This window comes from Luteimonas saliphila (assembly GCF_016774335.1).
GTDB lineage: Bacteria > Pseudomonadota > Gammaproteobacteria > Xanthomonadales > Xanthomonadaceae > Luteimonas > Luteimonas saliphila.
The window spans coordinates 69,054-92,504 of the sequence record NZ_JAETWA010000046.1 but is presented as its reverse complement, the minus strand read 5'-3'; the positions used below and the strand labels follow the sequence as shown (position 1 = coordinate 92,504).

At 69.1% G+C, this 23,451-nt stretch carries 18 protein-coding genes and 1 pseudogene; 9 read left to right on the top strand and 10 right to left on the bottom strand.

Annotation, left to right across the window (positions count from 1 at the left end):
• Nucleotides 1–34: 34 nt before the first annotated feature.
• From JMO03_RS17375 to purU, 5 genes and pseudogenes are all read left to right on the top strand, one after another.
• The gene (locus tag JMO03_RS17375; RefSeq protein ID WP_202845012.1) at nt 35–514 is read left to right on the top strand and encodes a flavodoxin; all 480 of its coding nucleotides are present in this window, start codon (nt 35–37) and stop codon (nt 512–514) included.
• Nucleotides 486–836 (top strand): thioredoxin family protein, encoded by a 351-nt coding sequence (locus JMO03_RS17370; protein WP_202845011.1) that lies wholly within the window; start codon nt 486–488, stop codon nt 834–836. Before JMO03_RS17375 ends, JMO03_RS17370 begins: the two co-directional genes overlap by 29 nt.
• Nucleotides 833–1,231 (top strand): acyl-CoA thioesterase, encoded by a 399-nt coding sequence (locus JMO03_RS17365; protein WP_202845010.1) that lies wholly within the window; start codon nt 833–835, stop codon nt 1,229–1,231. The genes JMO03_RS17370 and JMO03_RS17365 overlap by 4 nt, the downstream gene beginning before the upstream one ends.
• Before the next feature lie 214 nt (nt 1,232–1,445).
• Nucleotides 1,446–1,703: pseudogene (locus JMO03_RS17360) on the top strand (DUF2789 family protein).
• A gap of 475 nt (nt 1,704–2,178) precedes the next feature.
• A complete protein-coding gene (gene purU, locus JMO03_RS17355; RefSeq protein ID WP_202845009.1) occupies nt 2,179–3,030 on the top strand; it encodes a formyltetrahydrofolate deformylase in 852 nt (283 codons plus the stop codon).
• A gap of 78 nt (nt 3,031–3,108) precedes the next feature.
• Here the strand turns inward: purU and JMO03_RS17350 are convergent, their stop codons facing one another.
• A complete protein-coding gene (locus JMO03_RS17350) occupies nt 3,109–4,002 on the bottom strand; it encodes a fructose bisphosphate aldolase (protein WP_202845008.1) in 894 nt (297 codons plus the stop codon).
• A 281-nt stretch (nt 4,003–4,283) separates the two neighbouring features.
• Here JMO03_RS17350 and JMO03_RS17345 point away from each other — a divergent pair, with 281 nt between their 5' ends.
• The 3 genes from JMO03_RS17345 to JMO03_RS17335 all read left to right on the top strand — a co-directional run bounded on the left by JMO03_RS17345 (nt 4,284) and on the right by JMO03_RS17335 (nt 7,845).
• Nucleotides 4,284–4,922 (top strand): mechanosensitive ion channel family protein, encoded by a 639-nt coding sequence (locus tag JMO03_RS17345; RefSeq protein WP_202845007.1) that lies wholly within the window; start codon nt 4,284–4,286, stop codon nt 4,920–4,922.
• Between the two features lie 154 nt (nt 4,923–5,076).
• Nucleotides 5,077–6,387, top strand: coding sequence for an amidohydrolase (locus JMO03_RS17340; protein ID WP_202845006.1), 1,311 nt, complete (start codon nt 5,077–5,079; stop codon nt 6,385–6,387).
• 147 nt (nt 6,388–6,534) lie between these two features.
• Entirely contained in the window at nt 6,535–7,845 is a 1,311-nt protein-coding gene (locus JMO03_RS17335; RefSeq protein WP_202845232.1) for an amidohydrolase, read from the top strand.
• A 92-nt stretch (nt 7,846–7,937) separates the two neighbouring features.
• On the opposite strand, the gene JMO03_RS17330 is transcribed toward JMO03_RS17335, so the two are convergent.
• The 9 genes from JMO03_RS17330 to JMO03_RS17290 form a co-directional block, all read right to left on the bottom strand.
• A complete protein-coding gene (locus JMO03_RS17330) occupies nt 7,938–9,137 on the bottom strand; it encodes a CaiB/BaiF CoA transferase family protein (RefSeq protein WP_202845005.1) in 1,200 nt (399 codons plus the stop codon).
• A gap of 123 nt (nt 9,138–9,260) precedes the next feature.
• The gene (locus tag JMO03_RS17325) at nt 9,261–11,165 is read right to left on the bottom strand and encodes a glycoside hydrolase family 127 protein (protein ID WP_238346287.1); all 1,905 of its coding nucleotides are present in this window, start codon (nt 11,163–11,165) and stop codon (nt 9,261–9,263) included.
• The gene (locus JMO03_RS17320) at nt 11,158–13,359 is read right to left on the bottom strand and encodes a formylglycine-generating enzyme family protein (protein ID WP_202845004.1); all 2,202 of its coding nucleotides are present in this window, start codon (nt 13,357–13,359) and stop codon (nt 11,158–11,160) included. The genes JMO03_RS17325 and JMO03_RS17320 overlap by 8 nt, the downstream gene beginning before the upstream one ends.
• Before the next feature lie 44 nt (nt 13,360–13,403).
• Nucleotides 13,404–14,342 carry a ribokinase gene (locus JMO03_RS17315; protein ID WP_202845003.1) on the bottom strand — a complete coding sequence of 313 codons (939 nt, stop codon included), beginning with the start codon at nt 14,340–14,342 and terminating at the stop codon, nt 13,404–13,406.
• Complete coding sequence (locus JMO03_RS17310) at nt 14,339–15,463, bottom strand: serine hydrolase domain-containing protein (RefSeq protein WP_202845002.1); 1,125 nt, start codon at nt 15,461–15,463, stop codon at nt 14,339–14,341. The genes JMO03_RS17315 and JMO03_RS17310 overlap by 4 nt, the downstream gene beginning before the upstream one ends.
• A gap of 274 nt (nt 15,464–15,737) precedes the next feature.
• On the bottom strand, nt 15,738–18,014 hold the full coding sequence (locus tag JMO03_RS17305) for a TonB-dependent receptor (RefSeq protein WP_202845001.1): 2,277 nt from the start codon (nt 18,012–18,014) through the stop codon (nt 15,738–15,740).
• Nucleotides 18,015–18,260: 246 nt separating this feature from the next.
• Nucleotides 18,261–19,160, bottom strand: a complete 900-nt coding sequence (locus JMO03_RS17300) for a LysR substrate-binding domain-containing protein (RefSeq protein ID WP_202845000.1) — start codon at nt 19,158–19,160, stop codon at nt 18,261–18,263.
• Between the two features lie 95 nt (nt 19,161–19,255).
• The gene (locus JMO03_RS17295; RefSeq protein ID WP_238346286.1) at nt 19,256–21,604 is read right to left on the bottom strand and encodes a sodium:solute symporter family protein; all 2,349 of its coding nucleotides are present in this window, start codon (nt 21,602–21,604) and stop codon (nt 19,256–19,258) included.
• A gap of 44 nt (nt 21,605–21,648) precedes the next feature.
• Entirely contained in the window at nt 21,649–22,506 is an 858-nt protein-coding gene (locus JMO03_RS17290; protein WP_202844999.1) for an HpcH/HpaI aldolase/citrate lyase family protein, read from the bottom strand.
• Nucleotides 22,507–22,845: 339 nt separating this feature from the next.
• Between JMO03_RS17290 and JMO03_RS17285 the strand changes: the two genes are divergently transcribed.
• Entirely contained in the window at nt 22,846–23,376 is a 531-nt protein-coding gene (locus tag JMO03_RS17285) for a DinB family protein (RefSeq protein WP_202844998.1), read from the top strand.
• The last annotated feature ends 75 nt before the right edge of the window (nt 23,377–23,451 follow it).

The following is a 23,451-nucleotide window of genomic DNA, read 5'->3' as shown; positions in this document are numbered from 1 at the left end:
GCTGAAGCCGCTCCTACGGGCAGGCCGACGTCCCATGCGCATCCTGATCGCGTTCTCTTCGCTCAGCGGCAACACGCGCGATCTCGCGCGGATGGTGCGCGCGCGCTGCGCGGAACGGGGGCACGCGGTGAGCTGGATCGAGACCGGTGTGCAGACGCTCGCCGACGGCGGGCCCGATCCCCGCCACGATCTGTATCTGCTCGGCTCGTGGTCCGACAACGGCGGGCGCACACCGGTGGAGATGAAGCGCTTCATCGCCGAGCTGGTCGAGGCGGTCGGCAAGCCGCAACGCATCGCGGTGTTCGGCACCGGCGAGACGCAGTGGGGCGAGGAGCACTACTGCGGCGCGGTGCGGCGCATCGCCGCGTTCTTCGGCACGCGCCTGCCGCGGCTGGAGATCGAGCAGATGCCGCATGGCGGGCGCGACGCCGAACGGGTCCGCCGCTGGACCGACCACCTCCTGGATACCATCGAGAGCCACGAACATGCAGACCCTGCACGCCGCATCGCCTGACGAGTACCGCGCCGCCATCGCCGCGCATCCGCGGCTGCTGGTGGATTTCCACAAGGACGACTGTCCCGCCTGCCGCATGCTGGACATGTCGCTGCAGAAGTTCGCGGGCGATCCTGCCGCCAGGGGCCTGGTACTGCTGAAGGTGAAGATGGAGGACGTGGGCGAAGAACTTTTCCGCAGCCTTGGACTGCGGCAGACACCGACGCTGGCGCTGTTCCAGGGCGGCGTCGAGGCGCGCCGCCTGCCGGGTTTCCAGGCGCCGGGCCAGATCGCGCAGGCGGTCGCGCTCTACCTCGGCCAGGCGGCGGAATCGACGGCATGACGGCCGCTTCCGATGCGCCGGCGGTCGAGGCGAGGATGCTGGAGATCGTGTTCCCGGACCACACCAACCACCTCGGCACCCTGTTCGGCGGACAGGCGCTGGCGTGGATGGACAAGGCCGCCTTCATCGCGGCCTCGCGCTACGCGCGGCGCACCGTCGTCACCGCACGCTCGGAGCAGGTCGACTTCCGCCTGCCGATCCGCCAGGGACAGCTGGTCGAGACGATCGCGCGCGTGGTCGAGGTCGGCAGCACCTCGATGCAGGTGCAGGTGGAGGTCGTCGCCGAGGACCTGCACAGCGGCCGGCGCGAACTGTGCACGCGCGGGCGCTTCGTGATGGTGGCGCTGGACGAGGCCGGCGCGCCTGCCCCGGTGCCGGCGTTGCCCTCCGGCTGAGAGCCTGTCCGTCGCTCCATCGCTCACGCGACGTTGCCGCGATGGGGGGCGATGCTGCGATCCCGGATGCGTATCCGCCCACACCCCTCCCACTGTAGGAGCGCCTTCAGGCGCGAGATCGGGACACGCGCGACTGACGGAGCGTTCGACACCCGCGGCCGAGGCCGCCCCTGCGGTGAACAATGATCGTCCCCCGCCAGACCCGGAGCACCGCATGGACGAAACCACGCCGAACATGACCAACCTGTTCCTGCAACTCGGCCTCGAGGCCGACGACGCTGCGATCGCCGCCTTCATCGGCGCGCACCAGCTGCCGGGCTAGGTGCACATCGCCGAAGCCCCTTACTGGAGCGAGGGCCAGCGCCAGTTCCTCGCCGAGCAACTGCCCGCCGACGCGCGCTGGACCACCGTGGTCGACCAGCTCAACGAATCGCTGCACGAGGATGCGGTGAAGCGGCAGACGGGGCTGTAGGGCGCGCCAGAGTCGCGGCAGCGGCGTTGTTTCCTCCGTCCGGTTCGCTTCGATCCAGGCGCTGTCTGGATCCGTCGTTTCCCGTCCGGACCTGTCATCCCGGATCTGTCATCCCGCACCTGTCATTTCGCACCTGTCATCCCGAGCTTGTCATCCCGAGCGTAGCGAGGGATCTGCTGCTTCCTTCAGGAAACGAGATCCCTCGCTACGCTCGGGATGACAGCGTCCGGGCAGCCGAAGGCGGTGTGACAGCATCGGGGTGGCCGGCAACGGCGGCAAAGACTGGCAGCATCGCGGAGACGGCAAAGGCCGACAGCATCGGAGTGGCCGGCAGCGGCGGGAAAGACCGGCAGCATCGGCGGAAGTCGGCAGCGTCGAAGCGAGCATCGACCTCCAGTGGTTGCACCGGCAACGCTCCTCCGGCCGCGCGGCCGACTGTGAGATAGTCCCGCGATCGCCCTCCGCACGGCCGCCGATGCCTCGCGACCACGTCCTCACCCTGTCCTGCCCCGACCGCACCGGGATCGTCTACGGCGTTTCCGGCCTGCTGTTCGAGCACGGCTGCAACATCCTCGATGCGCAGCAGTTCGGCGATCCGGAGTCGGGTCGCTTCTTCCTGCGTGTGCACTTCGACACGCCCGATCCGGCGCGTATCGACCTGGTGCACGCGTCCTTCTCGCGGCTCGCGGCGACGCACGCGATGGACTGGCGGCTGCATGACGCCCGCCGGCGCGCGCGGCTGCTGGTGCTGGTGAGCCGGCAGGGCCACTGCCTCAACGACCTGCTGTTCCGCACCCACAGCCGGCAGCTGCGCGCGGACATCACCGCGGTCGTTTCCAACCACGCCGACTTCGCGCCATTGGCAGCCTCCTACGGCGTGCCGTTCCACCATCTTCCGGTCGATGCCGGCCATCGGGCGGCGCAGGAGGCGCAACTGTTCGACTTGGTCGAACGCGAGCGCATCGACCTGGTGGTGCTGGCGCGCTACATGCAGATCCTGTCGCCGGAGCTGTGCGATGCGCTCGCCGGGCGCGCGATCAACATCCACCACAGCTTCCTGCCGAGCTTCAAGGGCGCGCAGCCCTACCACCAGGCCCACGCGCGCGGGGTCAAGATCATCGGCGCGACCGCGCACTACGTCACCCGCGAGCTCGACGAGGGCCCGATCATCGAGCAGGACGTGGCCCACGTCGACCACGCGATGACGCCCGCTTCGCTGATCCGGATCGGCAGCGACGTGGAATCGCGGGTGCTGGCCCGCGCGGTGCGGCTGCACGTCGAGCACCGCATCCTGCTCAACGGGCACCGCACGGTGGTGTTCCGCTGAAGCGTCTCGCCGGCATGCGCCGGGCATGAGAAAAAGCCGGCGCCTGCGCGCCGGCCTCTCCATGTCGCCGAAGCGGCGTCAGGCGATCGACGCGCGGTAGATCGACTCGATCGAGGCGTCGAGCGCCTGGTTGAAGGCGGCGTCGTCCTGCTGCGCGCTCAGCCCTTCGGTCAACGCGCGGCTGAAGCTGGCGATCACGCCGGGGTTGCGCGCGAGCTTCGCATTGGCGTCGTCGCGGCTGTAGCCGCCCGACAGCGCCACTACCTTGAGCACCGCGGGATGTTCGACCAGCTCGGCGAAGAACCCGTCGACGTCCGGCAACGTCAGCTTGAGCATCACCGGCGTGGACGCGTCGAGCCTGTCCAGCCGCTCGAGCAGGCCCTTCTTCAGCTCGACCTCGATCGCCGCCTTGTCGGCCGAGTTGATGTCGACCTCCGGTTCGATGATCGGCACCAGGCCGGCGTCGAGCACCTGCCGGCCGAGTTCGAACTGCTGGTCGAGCGCCGCCGCGATGCCGGCGGGATTGAGCGACTTGATCACCGAGCGTTCCTTGGTGCCGAACACCCCCTTGGCCTTGGCCCGCGCCAGCAGGTCGGCCAGGCCGGGGATCGGCTTGAGCAGCTGCACACCATCGACCTCGTCGGCCAGGCCCTTGTCGATCTTGAGGAAGGGCACCACGCCCTTGTCTTCCCACAGGTAGGCCACCGCATCCTTGCCGCCGAACCGGTCGTCCATGGTGCGCTCGAACAGGATCGCGCCGAGCACGCGCTCGCCGCCGAACGCCGGGCTGGTGACGATGCGGGTGCGCATCGCATGCACCTGGTCGAACATTTCCTTCTCGTTCGAGTACGCCGATTCGTCGACGCCGTAGAGCTTCAGCGCCTTGGGCGTGCTGCCGCCGCTCTGGTCGAGTGCGGCGATGAAGCCCTTGCCGGAGGCGATGCGGTCGCGTTGCTGCGGATGGATGGCCACGGTGGGTGTCTTTCCTGTGCTGGCGGGCGGGGGTGCGCGGGGGCCGCGCGGAAGGCCCAAGATCATACCGTCCTGCCGCGGCGGTCGCGGCCACGACGATTGCTGTCGTGCAGCATGCGGCCGGCTGCGGGCGCAGGGGTCACCGGTGCCCGGGGGCATGGCCGGCATGCGCATCGAGTCCTGACGCCAGGTTCGGGACCGACCCGTTCACACCTCCCGACCCCCGATTCGCAAGGCCTAGAATGTGATTCCCGCGCGCCGCGTGCCCTTTCCTATTGCCGATGAAAGCCTACCTGCCTCCCTGGCTGCACGCCTGGCTCGGCGAGATCAACCTGGTGCTGCAGGTGCTGGCGATCGTGGTCGGCGCGCTGGCGCTGCGCTGGCTGGCGCGGCGACTGGTCAACCGCCTGCACCGCCGCTACGACCTGCCGATCCAGATCGTGGTCAGCGCGCGCCGGCTGTCCGGCTTCGTGATCGGCTTCGGCGCGCTGCTGATGATCCTGGAGCGGTTCGGCGTGTCCGGCGGCGTGCTGTGGACCGCGTTCACCGGGTTCGCGGCGGTGGCGGCGGTCGCGTTCTTCGCCGCGTGGAGCGTGCTGACCAACATCTTCTGCTCGTTGCTGCTGCTGCTCACGCGTCCGTTCCGCCTGCACGACCGCATCGAGCTTCTGGAGAACGGCGAACGCGCGGGCCTCGCCGGCCGGGTGGTCGACATGAACCTGATCTTCGTGACCCTCGAGGAGACCCATCCCGCCGGCGGCGAGAGCCTGCTGCGGGTGCCCAACAGCCTGTTCTTCCAGCGCGCGACGCGGCGCTGGCGCGGCGAACCGGTGCCGCAGCCCGCAGCGGCGCGCACGCCGGACGACGGCGGTTCGCCGCCGCCGACCGGCGGCGGCGGCGCGCTGACGACCTTCCCGTAGGAGCGTCTTCAGGCGCGATCCTCCGCGTTTCCGGTCCTCGTCACCTCCACCGTGACGGTTTGGAAGCCGGCCCGGGCGAACGCGCCGGAAGGCACTCCTGCCCCGCCTGGCCGATGCGATTAAGATCGGACATCCCTTTTCCCCGGCAACGCCCATGATCCGTACGCTGCTGCTGACCTGCTGCTTCCTGCCCGCGTCGACAGTGCTGGCGCAGGACGCACAGCGCGCCGACGTTACGGCAGTGGCGCGTGATCTGCAGGACAGGGTCGTCGAGTGGCGTCGCGACCTGCATCGCCATCCGGAACTCGGCAACCAGGAAACGCGCACCGCGCAGGTCGTCGCCGACCACCTGCGCGCGCTCGGCATGGAACCGCGCACCGGCATCGGCCCGACCGGGGTGGTCGCCGTGCTGAAAGGCGGCAGGCCCGGCCCGCGGATCGCGCTGCGCGCCGACATGGATGCGCTGCCGGTCACCGAGGCGACCGGCCTGCCGTTCGCCTCCACCGTGACGAGCGAGTACCGCGGCCAGCCGGTGGGCGTGATGCATGCCTGCGGCCACGACATGCACGTGGCGATCCTGATGGGCGTGGCCGAAGCGCTCACGGCGATGCGCGATGAGCTTCCGGGCGAAGTGATGTTCGTGTTCCAGCCGGCCGAGGAAGGCCCGCCGGTGGCGGGCGAGGTCGCCGGCGCGAAACGCATGCTCGACGAGGGCATCTGGGACGACTTCAAGCCCGACGCGGTCCTGGGACTGCACGTCTGGTCGCGCCTGCACGCGGGCCAGATCGGCGTGCGCGCCGGTCCGTTCATGGCCAGCGCCGACGAGTGGACGCTCACCATCACCGGTCGCCAGACCCACGGCTCGCAGCCCTGGGCGGGCGTCGACCCGATCACCGTCGCGGCCCAGGTGCTGCTCGGCGCGCAGTCGATCGTCGCGCGCCAGGTCGACATCACCGCGCATCCGGTGGTGCTGACCGCGGGCCAGATCCAGGCCGGCACCCGCTTCAACATCATCCCGGACACGGCGACGATGGTCGGCACGCTGCGCACCTTCGATGCGGACGTGCGCCGGGACGTGATCGACCGTTTCCGCAGCACCGCCGAACATTTCGCCGCGGCCAGCGGCGCGAGCGCCGAACTCGAGGTGGCCGGCAACGCGCCCGCCACCGCCAACGATCCGGCCCTGCTGCAGCGCCTGCGCCCGTCGCTGGAGCGCGCAGCCGGCGCGGACAACGTGGTCGAGGTGCCGCGCTACACCATCGCCGAGGACTTCTCGGTGTTCGCCAACCAGGTGCCGGGGCTGTATTTCTTCGTCGGCACCACCCCGCGAGGCCAGGACCTGGCCTCGGCGCCGATGAACCACTCGCCGCTGTACGCCCCGGACGAAAGCGCGCTCGACCTGGGCGTGCGCGCGCTGCTGCAGGCCACGGTCGACTTCCTCGCCGACCCGCCGCCAGGTTCGTAGGAGCGCCTTCAGGCGCGATCATTCCCGGCGCACACCCGTCTTCGCGAGGATTCGCCCGACGCTCGTGGACGGCGGTCGCGCCTGAAGGCGCTCCTACGGGACGTGGCGCGTTTAAGATCGGGGTTCCGTTTCCGGGGAACCGCCATGATCCGTCCGCTGCTCGCATGCTGCCTCCTGCTCGTCCTTCCGGCGATGTCGTCCCATGCGCAGGCCGCGCAGCGCACCGAGGTGGCCGAGGCCGCGCAGCGGCTGCAGGGCAGGGTGGTCGAATGGCGCCGCGACATCCACCAGCATCCGGAACTGGGCAACCGCGAGACGCGCACCGCCGCGCTGGTCGCCGACCACCTGCGCGCGCTCGGGCTGGAACCGAAGACCGGCATCGCCACCACCGGCGTGACCGCCGTGCTCAAGGGCGGCCGGCCCGGGCCGCGCATCGCGCTGCGCGCCGACATGGACGCATTACCCGTGACCGAGCGGGTGGACGTGCCGTTCGCGTCGAAGGTCACCACCACCTTCCGCGGCGAGACCGTGGGCGTGATGCATGCCTGCGGCCACGATGCGCACGTGGCGATCCTGATGGGCCTGGCCGAGGCGATGGTGGCGATGAGGGATGAGCTTCCCGGCGAGGTGATGTTCCTGTTCCAGCCTGCGGAGGAGGGCGTGCCCGAGGGCGAGGTGGGCGGCGCGAAGGAAATGCTGGCGCAGGGTGTGTTCGACGATTTCAAGCCGGACGCGGTGTTCGGCCTGCACGTGGGTTCGGCGCTCAACGTCGGCCAGGTCTCGGTCCGGCCCGGGCCGATGATGGCGGCGTCGGACACGTTCGAGATCACGGTGAAGGGCCGCCAGACGCACGGCTCGCGGCCGTGGAACGGGGTCGATCCGATCGTCGCCGCCGCCGACCTCGTGTCCACCGCGCAGAGCATCGTCAGCCGCCGCACCGACATCACCCGGTTGCCGGCGGTGGTGACCTTCGGCGCGGTCAAGGGCGGCATCCGCCACAACATCATTCCCGACTCGGTGGAGCTGATCGGCACCATCCGCACCTTCGACGAGGGCATGCGCGAGGCGATCTTCAAGGACCTGCGCAACGTCTCCGAACACGTCGCCGCGGCGCATGGCGCGCAGATCGACGCCACCATTCCGCTCGACCACAACTATCCGGTCACCGCCAACGATCCGGCGCTGACCACGCGGCTGACGCCGAGCCTGGAAGCCGCGGTCGGCGCCGGCAACGTGATCGATCCCGGCCTGATCACCGGCGCCGAGGACTTCTCGTTCTTCGCCCGAGAGGTGCCGGGCCTGTACTTCTTCGTCGGCGCCACGCCGAAGGGCACCGACCCGCGCACCGCGGCCAGCAACCACTCGCCGGAGTTCTACCTGGACGAGGGCGCGCTGGACGTGGGGTTCCGGGCGATGCTGCAGGTGACGCTGGACTACCTCGACGGCGCCGCGGGGTGATGCACGTTTCGCCACGGCCGTCTGACCGGTGATCGTGCAGCGACGTCGTCCTGACTCCGGTCTGCGCCCGCGACACGCGTTCCTACCGCCGCCTACTTGCTCGCGTCGCGCGCGGCGGAGCCGGCACCTTCGGGCGCGTCGTGCGAGCGGATCAGGCCGTCGTGCTGTCCCAGCACCGGGGCGGCGAACGGCTCGGGTCCGGCTGTACGCCCGAACCTGATCGGGTGCGCTACGCCCCGGTACGAACCCAGGGTGGGGTGCGGCATTTCCGCAAGCATGCCTTCGGCGAGGACCTGCGGGTGCTCGAACATGTCCTCGACCGGTCGCGCCGCCGCACACGGCACCTCGTCGCCGAAGATCGCCTCCCACTCCAGGGCGGTGCGCGCCGCCAGCGCCTCGTGCAACCGGGGAACCAGCGCGTCCGCGTGCTGCGCACGCTGGCGCACGCTGGCGTAGCGGGGGTCGTCCAGCAGATCGCCCATGCCGGTGCGCTCACACAACGCCTGCCAGAACCGCGGCGTGTTCGCCGAAATGTAGAGGTGGCCCTCGCGCGTGGGATGGATGCCGGTCACGCCGCCCGAACGCATGTCGCGGCCGATGTCCAGGGCTTCGCCTTCGGCCCAGACCATGCGGGCCGACTGCATCGTCAACGCGGCGCGCAATAGCGATATCCCGACGTACTGGCCTTCGCCGCTGCGCTCGCGCTCGTACAGCGCCGAGGACACGCCGGCGGCCAGCAGCGCCGCGGCGTAATAGTCCACCACCGAACCGTAGATGATCTCGGGCGTGCCGCCGCGCTTGCCCTGCATGACGCACATGCCGGTCATGGTCTGCAGCACCTGGTCGTAACCCGCCTTGTCCTTCAGCGGGCCGGTTTCGCCATAACCGGTGACCGCGCAGTACACGAGGCGCGGGTTCATGGCCGACAATGTCGCAAAATCGATGCCCAGCCGCTCGGCCACGCCGGGACGGAAGTTGTGCACCAGAACGTCGGCCTCGCGCACGAGGCGGTAGAGCACCGCGAGTTCGTCGGCCTGCTTGAGATTCAGCACGACACCGCGCTTGCTGCGGTTCACCCCCAGGAAGGCGCGGCTTTCCGCCTCCAGCGTGGACGGATAGTTGCGCAGGTTGTCGCCGCCGGGCGGCTCCACCTTCACCACGTCCGCGCCTTGGTCCGCGAGCAGCGAGCAACCGTAGGGGCCTGCGATGTAGGCGCTGAGATCGAGCACGCGGATGCCGGTCAGGGGCCCGGGAGGACCTTCGCGTGGCTGGTCGAAAACGGAGCGGCTCAACGCAGCCTCCTGTGGTATCCGGTTCCCTGGAAGCCCGCCAGTGTTGCGGCGCGAACCGCCCTCATCCAGCGTCCGCAGCTATGTTCTGACCGCACAGAAACTTGCTTGACCCGGCCCTCCATGTCAGATCCTCCCGCAATCTTCATCGTCGACGCCGGTTGCGCCCGGCGCCAAGCCCAGCCAGGTCAGGCGCCAGCTGCGGTCACGCCGGTCGTCGAGCCCATAGTAGGGGTGGAAGTCGATCGACGCGCGATCGGCCGGGTGCAGGCGCAGGCCCGTCGCCTCGTCCACGCCGCCAGGCGGCAGTTCGTCGAGCAGGATCTGCGCATCGTCATCGGGCAGGCGCACGATCTCGCTGGTCTTGTAGCCGTCGATCAATCCGGTCGCATACACCAGTGGACCGCGGCTGAACGCGACATAGGGAAAATGCAGCACCTGTTGCCGCACGGGCGAGCCATCGGGCGCGCGCGACTCCTGGATGTTGCGATACGCGCGCCGGTGCACCCGCGGACGCATCGGCAACGACAGCAGGACCGTGTCGCCTGGCGACCAGGTGCGCTCGATGTCCGCGTAGCGTCCGGGCACGATGTCGCCGGCGTGGACCTCGCCCGCCACCCTCAGGGTCGCGGCTTCGGCCCAGGCCGGAATGCGCACGCGCAACCGGAATCGCGATCGGGTCTCCAGAGCGACGTCGAAGCGCACCTCGCCGTCGTGCGGATAGCCGGTGCGCTGGTGCAACAGCACGACGGACCCGTCGGGCAGGCGCAACCTCGCCTCGCCGGGGCCCAGCAGGTTCACCACCACGCCATGCCTGTCGCTCGCGTACGCGATCGACGGCAGTTCTTCGAGCGCCATTGCGCCGCTCGACTTGCAGCAGCGCCAGTAGTTGGTGTGGATGCGGCGGCCATTGGCATAGGAGTAGTAGCACCAGTCCTCGCCGTTGCCCGCCTGCGCGCCGAGCAGGTCGTTGTAGGCCGTGCGCTCGATCTCCTCGGCATGGCGCGGGTCGCCGGAGATCGACAACAGTTCGCGATTGAGCTGGATCCACGCCAGCAGCGAACACGTCTCGACGTAGGCGGTGGGATCGAACACGAACGACGGATTGAAGACCTCGCGCGATCGATGCCCGATGCCGCCGAACGGTCCGCCGCCGAGGCTGATGTGATGGTCGCGGATGGCGCGCCACTGCAGGTCCAGCGCCTGGGCGAGATCCTCGCGCCCGGTCGCTCGCTGCAGCTTGGCCAGGCCGACCAGGTTCCAGCACAGCTGATAGGCCTTGCCGGTGGCGATCTCGGATGGATCCGCGCCGGACCGCGCCTGCCGCAGCAGCGCCAGGCGCGGGTTCGCGTCGGCCTGCGCGAGCACGCGTTCGGCCAGCTCCAGGTATCGCGGCTCTCCGGTCAGTAGATGCAGGTCCGCCGCCGGATCGAGCAGCACCGTCGCCGACATGCCGTGATGGTTGCCGACGCTGGTGATGTCGAGCCCCTCCACGCAGAACGTGCGCCAGCACAGGTCGGCGATGCGGCGTGCGGCCTGGAGGTGGCGGTCGTCGCCGAAACAGCGGTGCACCTCGACCAGACCCAGCAGCAGATAGGCATGCGTCCACACGTCCCAGGTGCGCAGCGCCGGTTCGCCGTTCCAGCTTTCCGGCATGGGGGGCTGAGGCACCATGAAGCGACGGTGCGGCGCATAAGTGCCCAGATAGCCGTCTTCGAGCTGCACCGACGCCAGGTGGTCGGCCACCGCCACGACCCGCATCCGCAACGCGGCGTCGCCGCTGCGCGCCGCGGCCTTTGCCGCCGCCACCAACCACTTGCCGGCGTGTTCGCCGTACCAGTCGCCCTCTTCGTTGTGGTCGCGATGCGGCGGATCGAAGACCGCGATCGCCGGGCTGCCGGGCCCGGTGATGAAGTGCGACAGCCGGCCGCGGCGGTTCGCGTCGAGCGCATCGCCCAGCAGACCGCCGAACCGGACGGCCCCGGCTTCGGCCAGCCGTTGCCCGCCGCAGCTGGTCATCGGCTCAGGCAACTTCGGGCTCCGCATCCACCACGCAGCGGAAACCGATCGTGCCGGAGCGATCCTTGCACGGCGCCATCAGCAGGTACTTGCCGTGCTGGTCCAGCCGGTAGGCCTGCGGGAAGTACCAGTGCGAGGTCTGCGGCTGGTAGCCGCTGCCGCCGCGCAGGATCGCCGCCCGGGTGTGTTCGTCGACGAACTCGTCGGTCCACTGCCAGACGTTGCCGACCAGATCCTCCACGCCGAACGGCGATGCGCCCTGCGGATGCGCATCGACCTCATCCGGCGGCAACAGCCGCCTGCCGCGATTGACCTGCGGCACGCGCGCGTCGTCCCATGTGTCGCCCCATGGATACAAGCGGCCGTCGGTTCCCTGTGCGGCGTACTGCCATTCCCATTCGCGAGGCAGGCGCTTGCCTGCCCATTGCGCATAGGCGCGCGCGTCCTCCAGCGACACCCAGGTCACCGGCCTGTTCTCCCAGCCGCGACGCGGCTCGCCGTCGATCCAGTGGCGCAGGAAATTGACGGCATCGCGTGGCGCGTAACCGGAGGCATCGAGGAAGCGTTTGTACTGCGCGTTGGTCACCGGGTGGCGGTCGACGTGGAAAGCCCGCAACTGCAGGCGCCGGTGGTGGTGGCGCCGCGGCACGTCCTCCCAGGGATACTGCACGTCCACGCCGGCCCAGTTGAAGCCTTCGATCTCGATGCCGCCGACCTTGAACACGAACTCTCCGGACGGCACGGTCACCATGCCTTCTGGCGCGGTACGCTGCACCGCCGTCGGCGCGGTCTCGACGATCCGCTGCGGCAGCGCGCGCCAGGCGCCGGAGTGCGCATTGATCGGCAACCGGGCCTGCGCGGCGATGGTGGCGAGGAACTCGTCGAGCCCGCTGACGTCCGTCCCTCGCGCCACCGCCAGCACCGCACCGAAGCCACGCGCTTCCAGCGACAGTTCGATCACTGCCCGTCCGTCGTCGACGCGTGGCGACAGCGCACGTCCGTTCCAAACGTCGAAGTAGCGCGTGCCCTCGATGTGCTCGATCGCGAACTGCTCGCCATCGACGCCGTACTCGTTGCGGTTGGCGAGCGTCCACAACACGCGACCTTCGCCCGGGAAGCGGCTGATGAACACGGCGCGCTGCAGGCTGGCCTGGTACGGCGCCCACTCCATGCTGACGACCAGCGACGGGAACCGGCGATAGATCGTCGCGATCCGCCTCAGCATCTCCGCATTGCGCGGCGTGAACTGGTTCCAGATCCCCCAGATGTTTTCCCAGGCGTTGTAGCCGATGCCGTTGAGGAAGCAGTACTGCAGGTCGTGCGTGCGGTCGCGGCCCCAACGGTTCTCGTAGTTGACCATGTGCCGCGGTTCGAGCCACTTCCACTTCGACACCGGTGGCACCGGACCGTCCGGCGCTTTCTTGCCCCAGCTCTGCACGTTCCAGATCAGCTGTTCCTCGGCGCTGATCGTGGATTCGGGCTGCACCACGACGGGATGCCCGAGACGCTCGCAGGCGTCGAAGAACGCGCGCGGCACGCCATTGAAGGTGTCGCCGTTGATGCCGTCCGCGCCGACCGCCTCGACGATCTCCGCCAACCCCTCCCAATGCGTCGTGCCCGGGTCGCGCGTGCCGTGGTCCCACGGCTTGGCCGGCAGGAACACCTTCACTCCCCGCCGATGGAAGGCGTCGACCACGCTCTTCAACCCGTCCAGCCCCCCGGGCAGGTCGTGGGCGAGGTCGAACTGGTTGCGGTCGTCGATGCCGATGTTCGGATAGACGTACCAGATCAGCACCGAATCCAGGCCACCGAAGCGCTGCTCGAGGTCGTCGAGATAGCGGTCGACGGTGTACTGTCCGGTCTCCACGTCGAAGAAGTAGCGATCCTCGACCATCATCTGCGCATGCACGAAGTTGCGTTGCGCCCATTGCAGTTCCGGGCGTCGGTAGTTCGCATCGTCGTAGCCGATCCGCACCAGGTGCTCGCGGCGCCAGTCGCGCAGTTCCGACAGCCAGTCCTGCGCACTGTCGTTGGCATCGACCATCCACTCGCCGATGTCGGCGAACGGCCAGCCCGGCGCCTTGCCCGGCGTCGGCAGGTAGCGGCCGGTGGTGACGTGGGAGAATTTGTACTCGGTGCGCAACTTCGCCGGGCCGCGGTCCGCGTCCTTGCCTGCGTCGTCGGGGATGTCGTAAGAAGAGGTCATTGCGTCGAATCTGGGGGAATGCCGGGCGGCCGGATCTTGGCGATCTACAGACCGCAGCGTAACGCGAGCGCGACATGGGCGGCAGGATCGTCGCCGGCCTCCAGCAGCGACAGCACGGCCTCACGGGAAGGAATGCTCGATTGCGCGCCGAGCGCGGTGCATGCCAACGCCGATGCCGCGCTGGCGTCGCGCAGTGCCGCCGGCAACGCCTCGCCCCGCGCAAGTGCGGCGACCAGGGCCCCGCAGAATGTGTCGCCTGCCGCCGTGGTATCGATCGCATCGACCGCGAACGCCGGCTGCAGGTGGAGACGGTCGCCGTCGCGCGCCACGCACCCGGCTCCGCCCAGCGTCACCACCACGCACGCGACCGCGACCCTTCGCAGCGATTCGGCCACGCTCGCGGCATCGCCGGCCAGCATCGCCAGTTCGCCCTCGTTGACCACCAGCACGTCGACGGCGTCGAGCAGGCGCGACGGCAGCGCGCGCGCCGGCGCGGCGTTGAGCACGACGCTCACGCCCGCTGCGCGCGCCTGTTCCGCGTACGCGACCACGCTGGCGAGCGGCGTCTCCAGTTGTAACAGCAGGTAGTCGATACCCTCGAGCGAAGGCAGGTCGCCGGGCGCCAGCGCGTCGTTCGCGCCCGGCGCCACCGTGATCGCATTGTCGGCGGCGTCGGAAATGCAGATGAACGCCGCGCCCGTGGGCCGTTGCGGCTGGCGGCGGATATCGAGGGCGACGCCGGCGTCCTGCAGCGAACGTTCGAGCATGCGGGCCGCATCGTCGTCGCCCAGTGCGACCAGCATGCGCACGCCTGCGTCGCCCGCGCGCGCGGCGGCCACCGCCTGGTTGGCACCCTTGCCCCCGGGGTACGTGCTGAAGTCGCGACCGAGTACCGTTTCGCCCGGCGCCGGGATGCGCTCGGCGCGCACGACGAAGTCGAGGTTGGCCGATCCGGCGACCAGGATGGCGGATGCGGGCGTCATGGCGCGACCGCCTGCTGCACCTGGTTGTAGAAGGCAGTCGCGACACGCGGCAGGTCGCCGGGTTCGCCCGAGGGCAGGTGCTGCAGCAACAGGACCGCAACCGTGCGCGTCGCCGGATCGATCACGAAGTACGTCGACCCGGCGCCGGTCCAGCCGACCTGGCCTGCCGCGCCTTCGCGCCCCAGCGCCGCCGGATCGAGCAGCACCGAGACGCCCAGGCCGAAGCCGCGTCCGGGTGTTTCGTCGATGTACGCAGGCTCCACGCCCATGGGCGCGAGCTGGTCGCGGAACATCTCGTCCACGAGTCGCGTCGGCAGCAGCCGCCTTCCTCCGGCGCTGCCGCGATCGCGCAGCAGGCGCGCGAACGCCAGGTAGTCCGCCGCCGTGGAGTACAGGCCGCCCGCGGCGCCGGTGTAGGGACGCAGGCGCGTACCGGGATTGCGCGCGTGCGATTCGTCCGCCAGCACCAGTCGTCCCTGCGCATCGGCGCGGCTGAGTTCCACCACGCGACCGCGCTCTTGGACCGGGACTTCGAAGCCGGTGTCGACCATCCCCAGCGGCACGAAGAACGTGTCGCGCAGGTACGCATCTAGCGGCTGCCCGCTCCACACTTCCACCAGCCGTCCAAGGATCTCGGTGGCCGCGCTGTCGTAGGTGAACCGCGTGCCGGGGTCGCGCTCCAGCGGCACTCCTTGCAGGCGTTCGACGTAGTCGGCCAGCGTGGCGCTTTCTTCGATCGCCGCAGCTTCGCGGCGACGCAGCGGTTCGCCTTCCGACACCGGGAAACCGGCCGTGTGCGTCAACAGGTGCCGGATCGTCGGCGGTCGCAGCGGTTCGCGCAGCCGGCCGTCGGCCTCCATGACCTGCCAGTCGGCAAGACCCGGCAGATGCCTCGATACCGGATCGTCCAGCGTGGCGTGGCCTTCATCGACAAGCCGCAACGCCGCGGCCGACACCACCGGCTTGGTCATCGAATGGATGCGGAAGATGGCGTCGCCACGTAGCGGGCGCGTGCCGGCGATGTCGGCGTGGCCCAACGCCACGTCCGCCACCACCTCCTCGCCGTGCAGCACCAGCATGCGCGCGCCCGGGTATCCGGCTTCCACGACGTGCTTCCGCAACCATGCCTCCGCACGCATCTGCGTCGGCGAATGCGGCATCCCGGGATGCTGGAGGGAGGCATGCCCGGGAGCCGCTGGAACAGGCGCCATCGCGACGAACAGCGCGATCGGGACCGAGAGTCGGGCGACGCGATGCAACCAGGTCACGCACATCCTCCGGGGTCCACGAGCCACGTCGTCTTTCGTCAAGGTCATCCCGCCCTCCATGCCAGGCGGCGGGAACGCGCCTGCGCCGCGTCCGCACCCAGACAGGGTCCGGACATCACGACCACGATCAGAACGTGTACTCGTAGGTCAACGAATACATCCGTCCGCGCCCGGCCCAGTAGTTCCGCCAGCCCGGCACCTGCGACCAGGTCAGGACGTACTGCTTGTTCAACAGGTTCTCGATGCCGATCGAGAAGCGGCCGACCCTCTTCACCCGGTAGTTGGCGCCGAGATCGAACAGCGTGTAGCCGGTGGTGCTCTCCTGGTAGCTGAACGTCGCGCCGTCGAACTCGCGCACGTCGCTGCCGCTCAACTCGCGCGACAGCAGCGTCGTCGAGCCCAGGGTCACGTCGCCCTGCGGCGAGAACTTCCAGCGCACCGAAAGCGCGACCTTGTCGGGATTGGTGTCCAGGGCGCCCATCGGCCTGTTCAGCCCACCCGCGTCGTACCGCCCCCTCGCATCCGAGGACCAGAACGAGGTCTTGCCGTCGATGGTCGAGTACAGCGCGGTGACCTTCCACGCATCGTTGATGTTCCAGTCGGCCGTCATCTCGAACCCCTTGATGCGGGTCGGCGCACGGAACAGCACGTAGTCGTCGGTCTCGGGATCGATCACGTACGAGCTGCCGTAGTCGGAGCGCGAATCGTAGTAGGACGCGCCGAACGAGGCGTTGCGGCCGCGCCAGTTCACGCCGATCTCGCGGTTGTCCACCACCACCGCCGCGAGTTCGCGGAAGGTTTCATCGACGCGAGCGGGCGGATCAGCCGGGCAACCATCGGGCTTGGTGTCGTCCGGATCGTCGGGACAGGAGATGTTGCGCAGCGGGATGCCCACATTCGGCAGGCCGAAGCCTTCGCCATACGCGGCGAACACCGACCACTGGTCCGAGATGCGCCAGATGGCCCCCAGGTTGTGCAGGTTCTCGGTGTAGGTGAGCTCGCCGCCTTCGACGAAGCGCCGGTCCCGGAACCAGGTCGTGGTGTAGTCGTCGACGGACAGTTCGCCATCCTCGCGGCGAAGGCCGGCGCTCAGGGTGACGGGGCCGACGTCGTAGTTCAGCTGTGCATACGGCGCCAGGCTGGTGTATTCCATCGGCGGCACCCACACCCGGTCGGTCAGCGCCAGGCGCTGGTCCGCGGTGTCCTTCACCCAGTCGATGCCCGCGTGCAGCTCCAGCCCGGCGACATTGAACAGGTCGGGGCGCGTCCACGACACCCGCAGTCCGCGCTTGTCGGAGTTGATCTCGGACTGGTCCCAGATCGTGCCATCGGGCCCATTGGGCGGAATCAGCGGGTCCTGGCGATCGGAGCCGTTCTCCGGCGGATAGCGCATCGCCTGGTCGGCCCAGTAGGTGTTGAGCACCAGCGTGCCGTCGAGGAAATCGCCATCGGTATAGAGCACGTTGAGCTGGCGGAAATCGTTGAACTCCGCCCTGGTGCCGAACAGGTTGCCGCGCTCGGAGGTGTTCGGGCGCGGATCCTCGCACCAACCGGGTTCGTAGCGGCAGCCGTCGACCTGGATGTAGTTGCCGTTACCCTCGATCCTGAAGTCGCTGTAGCTCGCCTGCAGACGCTTCTCGCCCATCTCGCCGAAGTTGAAGCCGGCCTTGAGGAACAGGTTGTTGGCGACCGAGTCGTGCAGAGAGCCACTGGTGTTCATGCCCAGCCTGACGCCGTCGGCGTCATAGCCCATGCCACGCTCGATTCGCGACAGGCCGACCACGGCATCGAAGTTGTCCTGCTTGTACATGTAGTTCATGCCGACCTTCCAGCCGGCGCTGTCGTCCTCGAACTGGCTGGAGTAGCGCGTCAGCAGGCGGAACTGGCTGCCGTCCTCGCGCGGCATCGCCGAGATGTAGTTGATGATGCCGCCTGCGGCACCGATGCCCTCCGAGGCCGACGGGCCGTTGATGACCTCGATCCGGTCGACGATGCCCATGTCGGTAAAGGTGGCGTTGCGGGTGCCTTCGCGTAGCGGCGAGCCCTGCGGTACGCCGTCGAACAGGCGCAACGCGACGCGGCCGCGCAGGTTCTCGCCGGTATTGCTCATCGCCTGCGAGGCTTCCGAGTAACCCGGCACGGTGCGCGCCAGTACCGCGGTGGCGTCCTCGGTCAGCGACAACGTGTGCTTGATCTCCTCGGTCGACACCACCGAGATCGCACCCGGGATCCGGTCGATGGATTTCGGCGCGCGCGTCCCCGTGACGATGACGGAATCGAGCCTTGTCGCCTGCTCCCCGCTGTCGTCCTGCTCATCGGTACTGGTGTCCTGCGCGAGGACGGGCGTGCCCAGCAGGCTGGACGCGATCGCCAGGGCGACCGCGGCGGAAAGTGGCTTGATCATGGAAGAGCCTCGTCGATTGGTTCCGGCGCTCGTGCACCGGTTGCTGTTTTGAGTCGTCCGGGCGGGGCCGTGTCCTCATCCACCAGCCGTCCCCGTGCTGCCGCTTCGCATGGCGCCACCGCGCGACATTGCACGGAAGACTATGCGTCGCCAGGACGCGAATGAACTGGCGGGCGGTATGTTCAGACGCTAGTTTTTATTGCTTACGACCACAGCAAATATTTGTTGCGTTGCACCAACTCCGGCTCAGTCGTGCGGGTCGGCTTCGCCGGCCCGTCGTCTTGCCACCTGCCGGCACTCTTCGCGCAGCGCATTCGTCAGCCGGCTGCGGACACTGGTGTTCGACCACACGATGCCCATCCGCCGCGGCTCGGAAGGTTCGGGCAGCGGCAGGCGCGCGACGCGCACGCCGGCCGGCCAGGGCTCGGACCAGTCCGGCACCAGTGAGACGCCCAGGCCACGATCCACCATCACCGCGATCGCATTGAGGGCGTTCAACTCGAAACGTTCGCGCGGCACGATGCCCACGCGGCGCAGGTACTCGTCCGCCTGGCGCCCACCCCACTGGTGGCGGTCGTAGCGGATCAGGGGTTCGTCGCGCAGCAGGTCGTGCGGGTCGCAGTGGGCGAGCCGCTCCGGCGCCAGCACCACCAGCGGCTCCTCGCGCAGCACTTCCCAGTTGCAGGTCTTGGGCAGGGCGAACGGGGCCTGCAGCACGATGGCCGCATCCAGTTCGCCGCCTTCGACATCGGCATACAGTTCCGCGGAATAGCCGGGCTTGATGAAGACGTTGATCAGCGGGAACTTGCGCACCATCCGCGCCAGCACATCGGGCAGCATGCCCGCCAGTGCGGTGGGACACGCGCCCAGGCGCAGTTCGCCCGCGGCCGTGCGGTCGTTCGCGACGCTGCGCAGGTCGGCCACGTCGCGCAGCACGTCGCGGGCGCGCTGCAGGATGCGCGCGCCTTCCTCGGTCACGCTGACGGTACGCCCGGCGCGGGCGATCAACGGCACTCCGAGCTCGCGTTCCAGCGTCCGGATCTGTTGCGCGACCGCGGCGGGGGTGATGTTGAGATGCCGCGCGGCGGCAGCCATCGAGCCGCGGTCCACGACGTGGATGAAGGTATTGAGGAACTGGGTATCCACGATGACCGCCTACATTGCCCCTGTCCGGACTGCGCGATCGTCGTGCAGCGCGCGCACGGCGTCATCGGCCCGCCATGAAAGCACACCCGGGGCGCTCATGCCGGCACGCGGGTGTGGATGGTCATTCCCGCCAGCGACCGCGTCGGCGGCGGGAAGAACAGGCTGGCCAGGTAGCCGATCACGATGCACAGCATGATCGAGATGCCGAGGTAGAAGTACGGATGCACCAGGTCGAACGACCATGCCAGCAAGGTCAACGCGATGCTGCTGGCGACGCCGATGGCGACCCCGGGCGAGTTGGCGCGTCGGGTGAACATGCCCAGCGTGTAAGCGCCCGCGAACCCGCCGCCGAGCAGCCCGGCCAGCTCGATCGACACGTCGAACAGCGAGTGGATGTCGTAGCGCGACAGCAGCAGCGCCAGTCCGATGCCGACCAGCCCGACGACCACCGTCATCCATTCGGCGAAGCGCACGCCGCCCCTGTCGGTGGGGTTGCGCGCGAGCTTGCCGTAGAAGTCCACCGACAGCAGTGTTGCGACGCTGTTGATGATGCTCGACAGCGTCGACATCGCCGCGGCGAAGATGCCGGCGATGATCAGGCCGGTCACGCCCATCGGCAGTTCCGCGGCGATGAACAACGGGAAGGTCGCGTCGATCGGCAGCAGCGGGTCCAGGCGTTCCGGGTTGTTGCGGTAGTACATCCACAACGCGGTCCCGATGCCGTAGAAGATGAAGCCACCGGGGATCATCATCGCCGCGAAGATCCAGATCGAACGGCCCGCCTCCTTGTCAGAACTGGTGGACAGCGTGCGTTGCATCAGCACCTGGTCCTTGGGAAAGGTCAGCACCACGTCGAACACCACCAGGAAGATGAAGCCCCAGACCGTGGCCTTGGTCAGGTCGAAGCTGAAGTCCAGCAGCTGCGTCTTGCGTTCGTCGACCACGGCCTCGCGCACGGCGTCGAACTCCCCGCCCAGCGACCAGACGATGAAGCCGATGGCGAACAGCGCGCCGCCCATCTTCACGAACACCTGCACGAAGTCGGTCCACACCACCGCGCGCATGCCGCCCATCGCGGTGTAGGCGATGGTGAACACGCCCATGATCAGGATGCTCCAGACAACGTCGATGCCGGTGATCGTGGCGATCGCCAGCGCCGGCAGGAACAGGATCACGCTCAGGCGGCTGCCGACCTGCATCGCGATGGCCAGGGCGCTGGCCAGCATGCGGATCGCCGGATGGAAACGCGTCTCCAGGTAGGAGAACACGCTCATCAGGTCCAGCCGGCGCAGCAACGGGACGATCCACACCGCGACGAACATCAGCCCCAGCACCGCGACCAGGTTGTTGGTCATGTACTGCCAGTTGGTCTCGTAGGCCTTGGCGGGAATCGCGATGAAGCTGATCGAACTGGTGTTGGTGGCGTACAGGCTGACGCCCGCCACCCAGAACGGAATGCTGCGGCCGCCGACGAAGAAGTCCGAGCCGGACGCGGTCTGGTCCTTGCGGTAGAAGTACACGCCGATGCCCATTACACCGGCGAGGTAGACCGCGATCACCAGCCAGTCCAGCCACGCCAGCAGGTGCTTGCCGGAGGTGATCCGGGCCTCGCGCACCACGTTGTCGCGACCACTCCACAGCCAGCCGTTGCGCCATGTCGCCAGCGCATGCGCGTCGGCGGGGACGGTGGCCGGCAAAGGCGCCCAGGCGCCGGTGATGGTGTGGAACAGGCGGGGCTCCACGCCATCCGGCATCCCCGATGCGCGCAGCAGGAACAGGATGTGTGCCTGCCCGATCGGCTTGGTCCCGTCCGCGGCGAGCGCGGCCGGGAGCCGGCCGCGCGCCGTCCAGCCGTCCACCGGAGCCCATTGCCACAGTTCGCCCGCATCGGTGGCCAGGTACAGCGCGAACTTCTGCGTGACTAGCGACGCGGCGATGCCCTGGCCGGGCCAACCGCCATGCGACCGCCACGTGGCGCGCGCGCTGTCGAGGGGCAACGACCACAGTTGCGGTTCGCCCTGGCGGTCGACACCGGCGACATACAGCGCGCCGGCGAGCACCGCGGCACGCGCCTGTCGCATCGCGATCGGCGGCGGGTCCAGCGGCGTCGACCGCAGGACATCGTCCTGCCAGGCGAGGGCCTCGATGCGCTGCAGGCCGTCGTCGTCGTCCCACAGCCGCCACGCCTGCGCGCCAGCGTCGGTGGTCGCGGCGGGCCGCAGTCCGTCGCCGCCATCGGGTACCGTCGCCGGGCGCCACGCGGCGCCGGCCGCATCGAGCGCCCACGCCCGGCCGCGTCCCGACACCACCGGTCGGCCGCCAACCACCACCAGGGTGCGCGCATCGGCGCCCTCGGGCAATGCGGGAAACGCATGCTGTTGCACGGACACCAGGCCGTCGGCCCATGCCGGCGACAGCATGACCGGCAACAGCAACAGGACCAACCACCGCCAGCCGCCGACATGGCGGGGGCGCCCGCATCCGCGTGTCACGATTCCGGCCCGCCGTCCGCCAGCAGGCGTTGCGCACGGCGCAGGTAGGGGGGATCCACCATCCGCCCATCGACAGTGAATACCGTCGTGCCCGCGGCTTCGGCCACCTGCGCCGCGGCGACCACGCGACGCGCCCAGGCCAGCTCCTGCCCCGTCGTGGCGAACATCCGGTTCGCCCACGCCACCTGCTGCGGGTGGATGCAGCTCTTGCCGACGAAACCCAGCGCGCGCGACATCGCCGCCTCGCGCTCGAACGCCTCGCTGTCGGTGTAGTCGGGGTGCGCGCCATCGCACGCGAACACCCCGGCCTCTGCCGCGGCCATCGCCAGCTGGAACATCGCCGCGTGCACATGCGTGGACATGTCGCGGCGGATGCCGAACGGCTCGAACAGGTCGCCCAGGCCCAGTTGCAGACCCGCGATGCGCGGGTGCGCGGTGGCGATGCCCGCCGCGCACCGCAAGCCCCTCGGCGTCTCGATGTTGAGCAGCAGACGCGTGTTCGGCACCAGTTCCAGCTCCCTTTCCAGGCGCTCCATCGTCGCGACCGCGGCGAACACCTCCTGCGCGGACTCGACGCGCGGCAGGTTCACCAGGTCGACGGCCAGCGGCAGGATCGCCGCCAGGTCCGCCTCGAAGGGCGGGGTCTCCGCCGGATTGACCCTCACAACGATCCGCTTGCCACGTTCCGCCACGGGATGGGCGGCCAGGAACGCGGCCACCGCGCGGCGCGCGTCGGCCTTGCGCGCCGGCGGCACCGCGTCCTCGAGGTCGAACGACACCGCGTCGGCCTGACCGGCGCATGCCTTGGCGAACAGGTCCGGGCGGATGCCCGGCACGAACAGTTTGCTGCGCATCCGCCCTCCCGGTATGGCCTGGCCAGTGTGCGCAATCCGGGAAACCATCAAAGACGCCTGTCCGGGGTTCAGAAGATAGCGTTGCTTTCTTTCGCACGCTGCCGATCGGGGGCGGCGGCGCCCGGGTCGGCGCGCGTCCGGGATCCCGGACGCCCGGCGCCTCCCGGCCCCTGACGCAGACCCGCTGCCAGCGCCGGGGGGTCCGCGACGCCGACGCGCCGCGCCGGCGCCCCTGGTCGCACTCACCCGCACGCGACTGCACGCCCGCGCCGGTGGTGCGCGAGTCTGGACTATCCTTGTGGGTTCCATACCACATGGCGACCTCGCATCGGAGGCTGGATGGGCGCCCATCAGGACCAGTTCCGGGGTTTCGCGAAGTACAACCTGGAGTTCAACCGCAACCTGTTCGACCGGCTGTCGGGGCTGGACGACGAACGGCGCAAGCGCGACATGGGCGCGTTCTTCGGCTCGATCCATGCCACCCTGAACCACATCCTGCTCGCCGACCGCATCTGGCTCGGCCGTTTCGCCACCGCGTTTCCCGCGACGCCGTCGCTGGCCGGTGCCGCCGTCGTGCACACGTTTCCCTCGCTGCGCCACGAGCTGTATGCCGGATTCGACGACCTGCATGCGCAGCGCCGCGAGACCGACGCCGTCATCGTGCGCTGGGCCGACGCACTGTCCGACGAGCTGCTCGCGGCGACGATGCGCTACCGCACCTCCAACGGCCAGCAGCGTGAACACCCTGCGTGGATCGCGGCCACGCACCTGTTCAACCATCAGACCCATCATCGCGGGCAGGTGACGACGCTGATGCACCAGCTGGGGGTGGATCCGGGGGTGACGGACTATCTGGTTTACGTGCAGTAGTGCCGACTGGGCGCGCGTGGCGTTGGTCGAGGAAAACCAACCGCTTCCGTCCGCCTGCGGCGCCCATGACGCCGG

Coding starts and splice junctions, on each gene's coding strand:
- JMO03_RS17375 (WP_202845012.1), top strand. CDS start 35: ATGCGCATCCTGATCGCGTTCTCTTCGCTCAGCGGCAACACGCGCGAT.
- JMO03_RS17370 (WP_202845011.1), top strand. CDS start 486: ATGCAGACCCTGCACGCCGCATCGCCTGACGAGTACCGCGCCGCCATC.
- JMO03_RS17365 (WP_202845010.1), top strand. CDS start 833: ATGACGGCCGCTTCCGATGCGCCGGCGGTCGAGGCGAGGATGCTGGAG.
- purU (WP_202845009.1), top strand. CDS start 2,179: ATGCCTCGCGACCACGTCCTCACCCTGTCCTGCCCCGACCGCACCGGG.
- JMO03_RS17345 (WP_202845007.1), top strand. CDS start 4,284: ATGAAAGCCTACCTGCCTCCCTGGCTGCACGCCTGGCTCGGCGAGATC.
- JMO03_RS17340 (WP_202845006.1), top strand. CDS start 5,077: ATGATCCGTACGCTGCTGCTGACCTGCTGCTTCCTGCCCGCGTCGACA.
- JMO03_RS17320 (WP_202845004.1), bottom strand. CDS start 13,359: ATGACCTCTTCTTACGACATCCCCGACGACGCAGGCAAGGACGCGGAC.
- JMO03_RS17315 (WP_202845003.1), bottom strand. CDS start 14,342: ATGACGCCCGCATCCGCCATCCTGGTCGCCGGATCGGCCAACCTCGAC.
- JMO03_RS17305 (WP_202845001.1), bottom strand. CDS start 18,014: ATGATCAAGCCACTTTCCGCCGCGGTCGCCCTGGCGATCGCGTCCAGC.
- JMO03_RS17290 (WP_202844999.1), bottom strand. CDS start 22,506: ATGCGCAGCAAACTGTTCGTGCCGGGCATCCGCCCGGACCTGTTCGCC.
- JMO03_RS17285 (WP_202844998.1), top strand. CDS start 22,846: ATGGGCGCCCATCAGGACCAGTTCCGGGGTTTCGCGAAGTACAACCTG.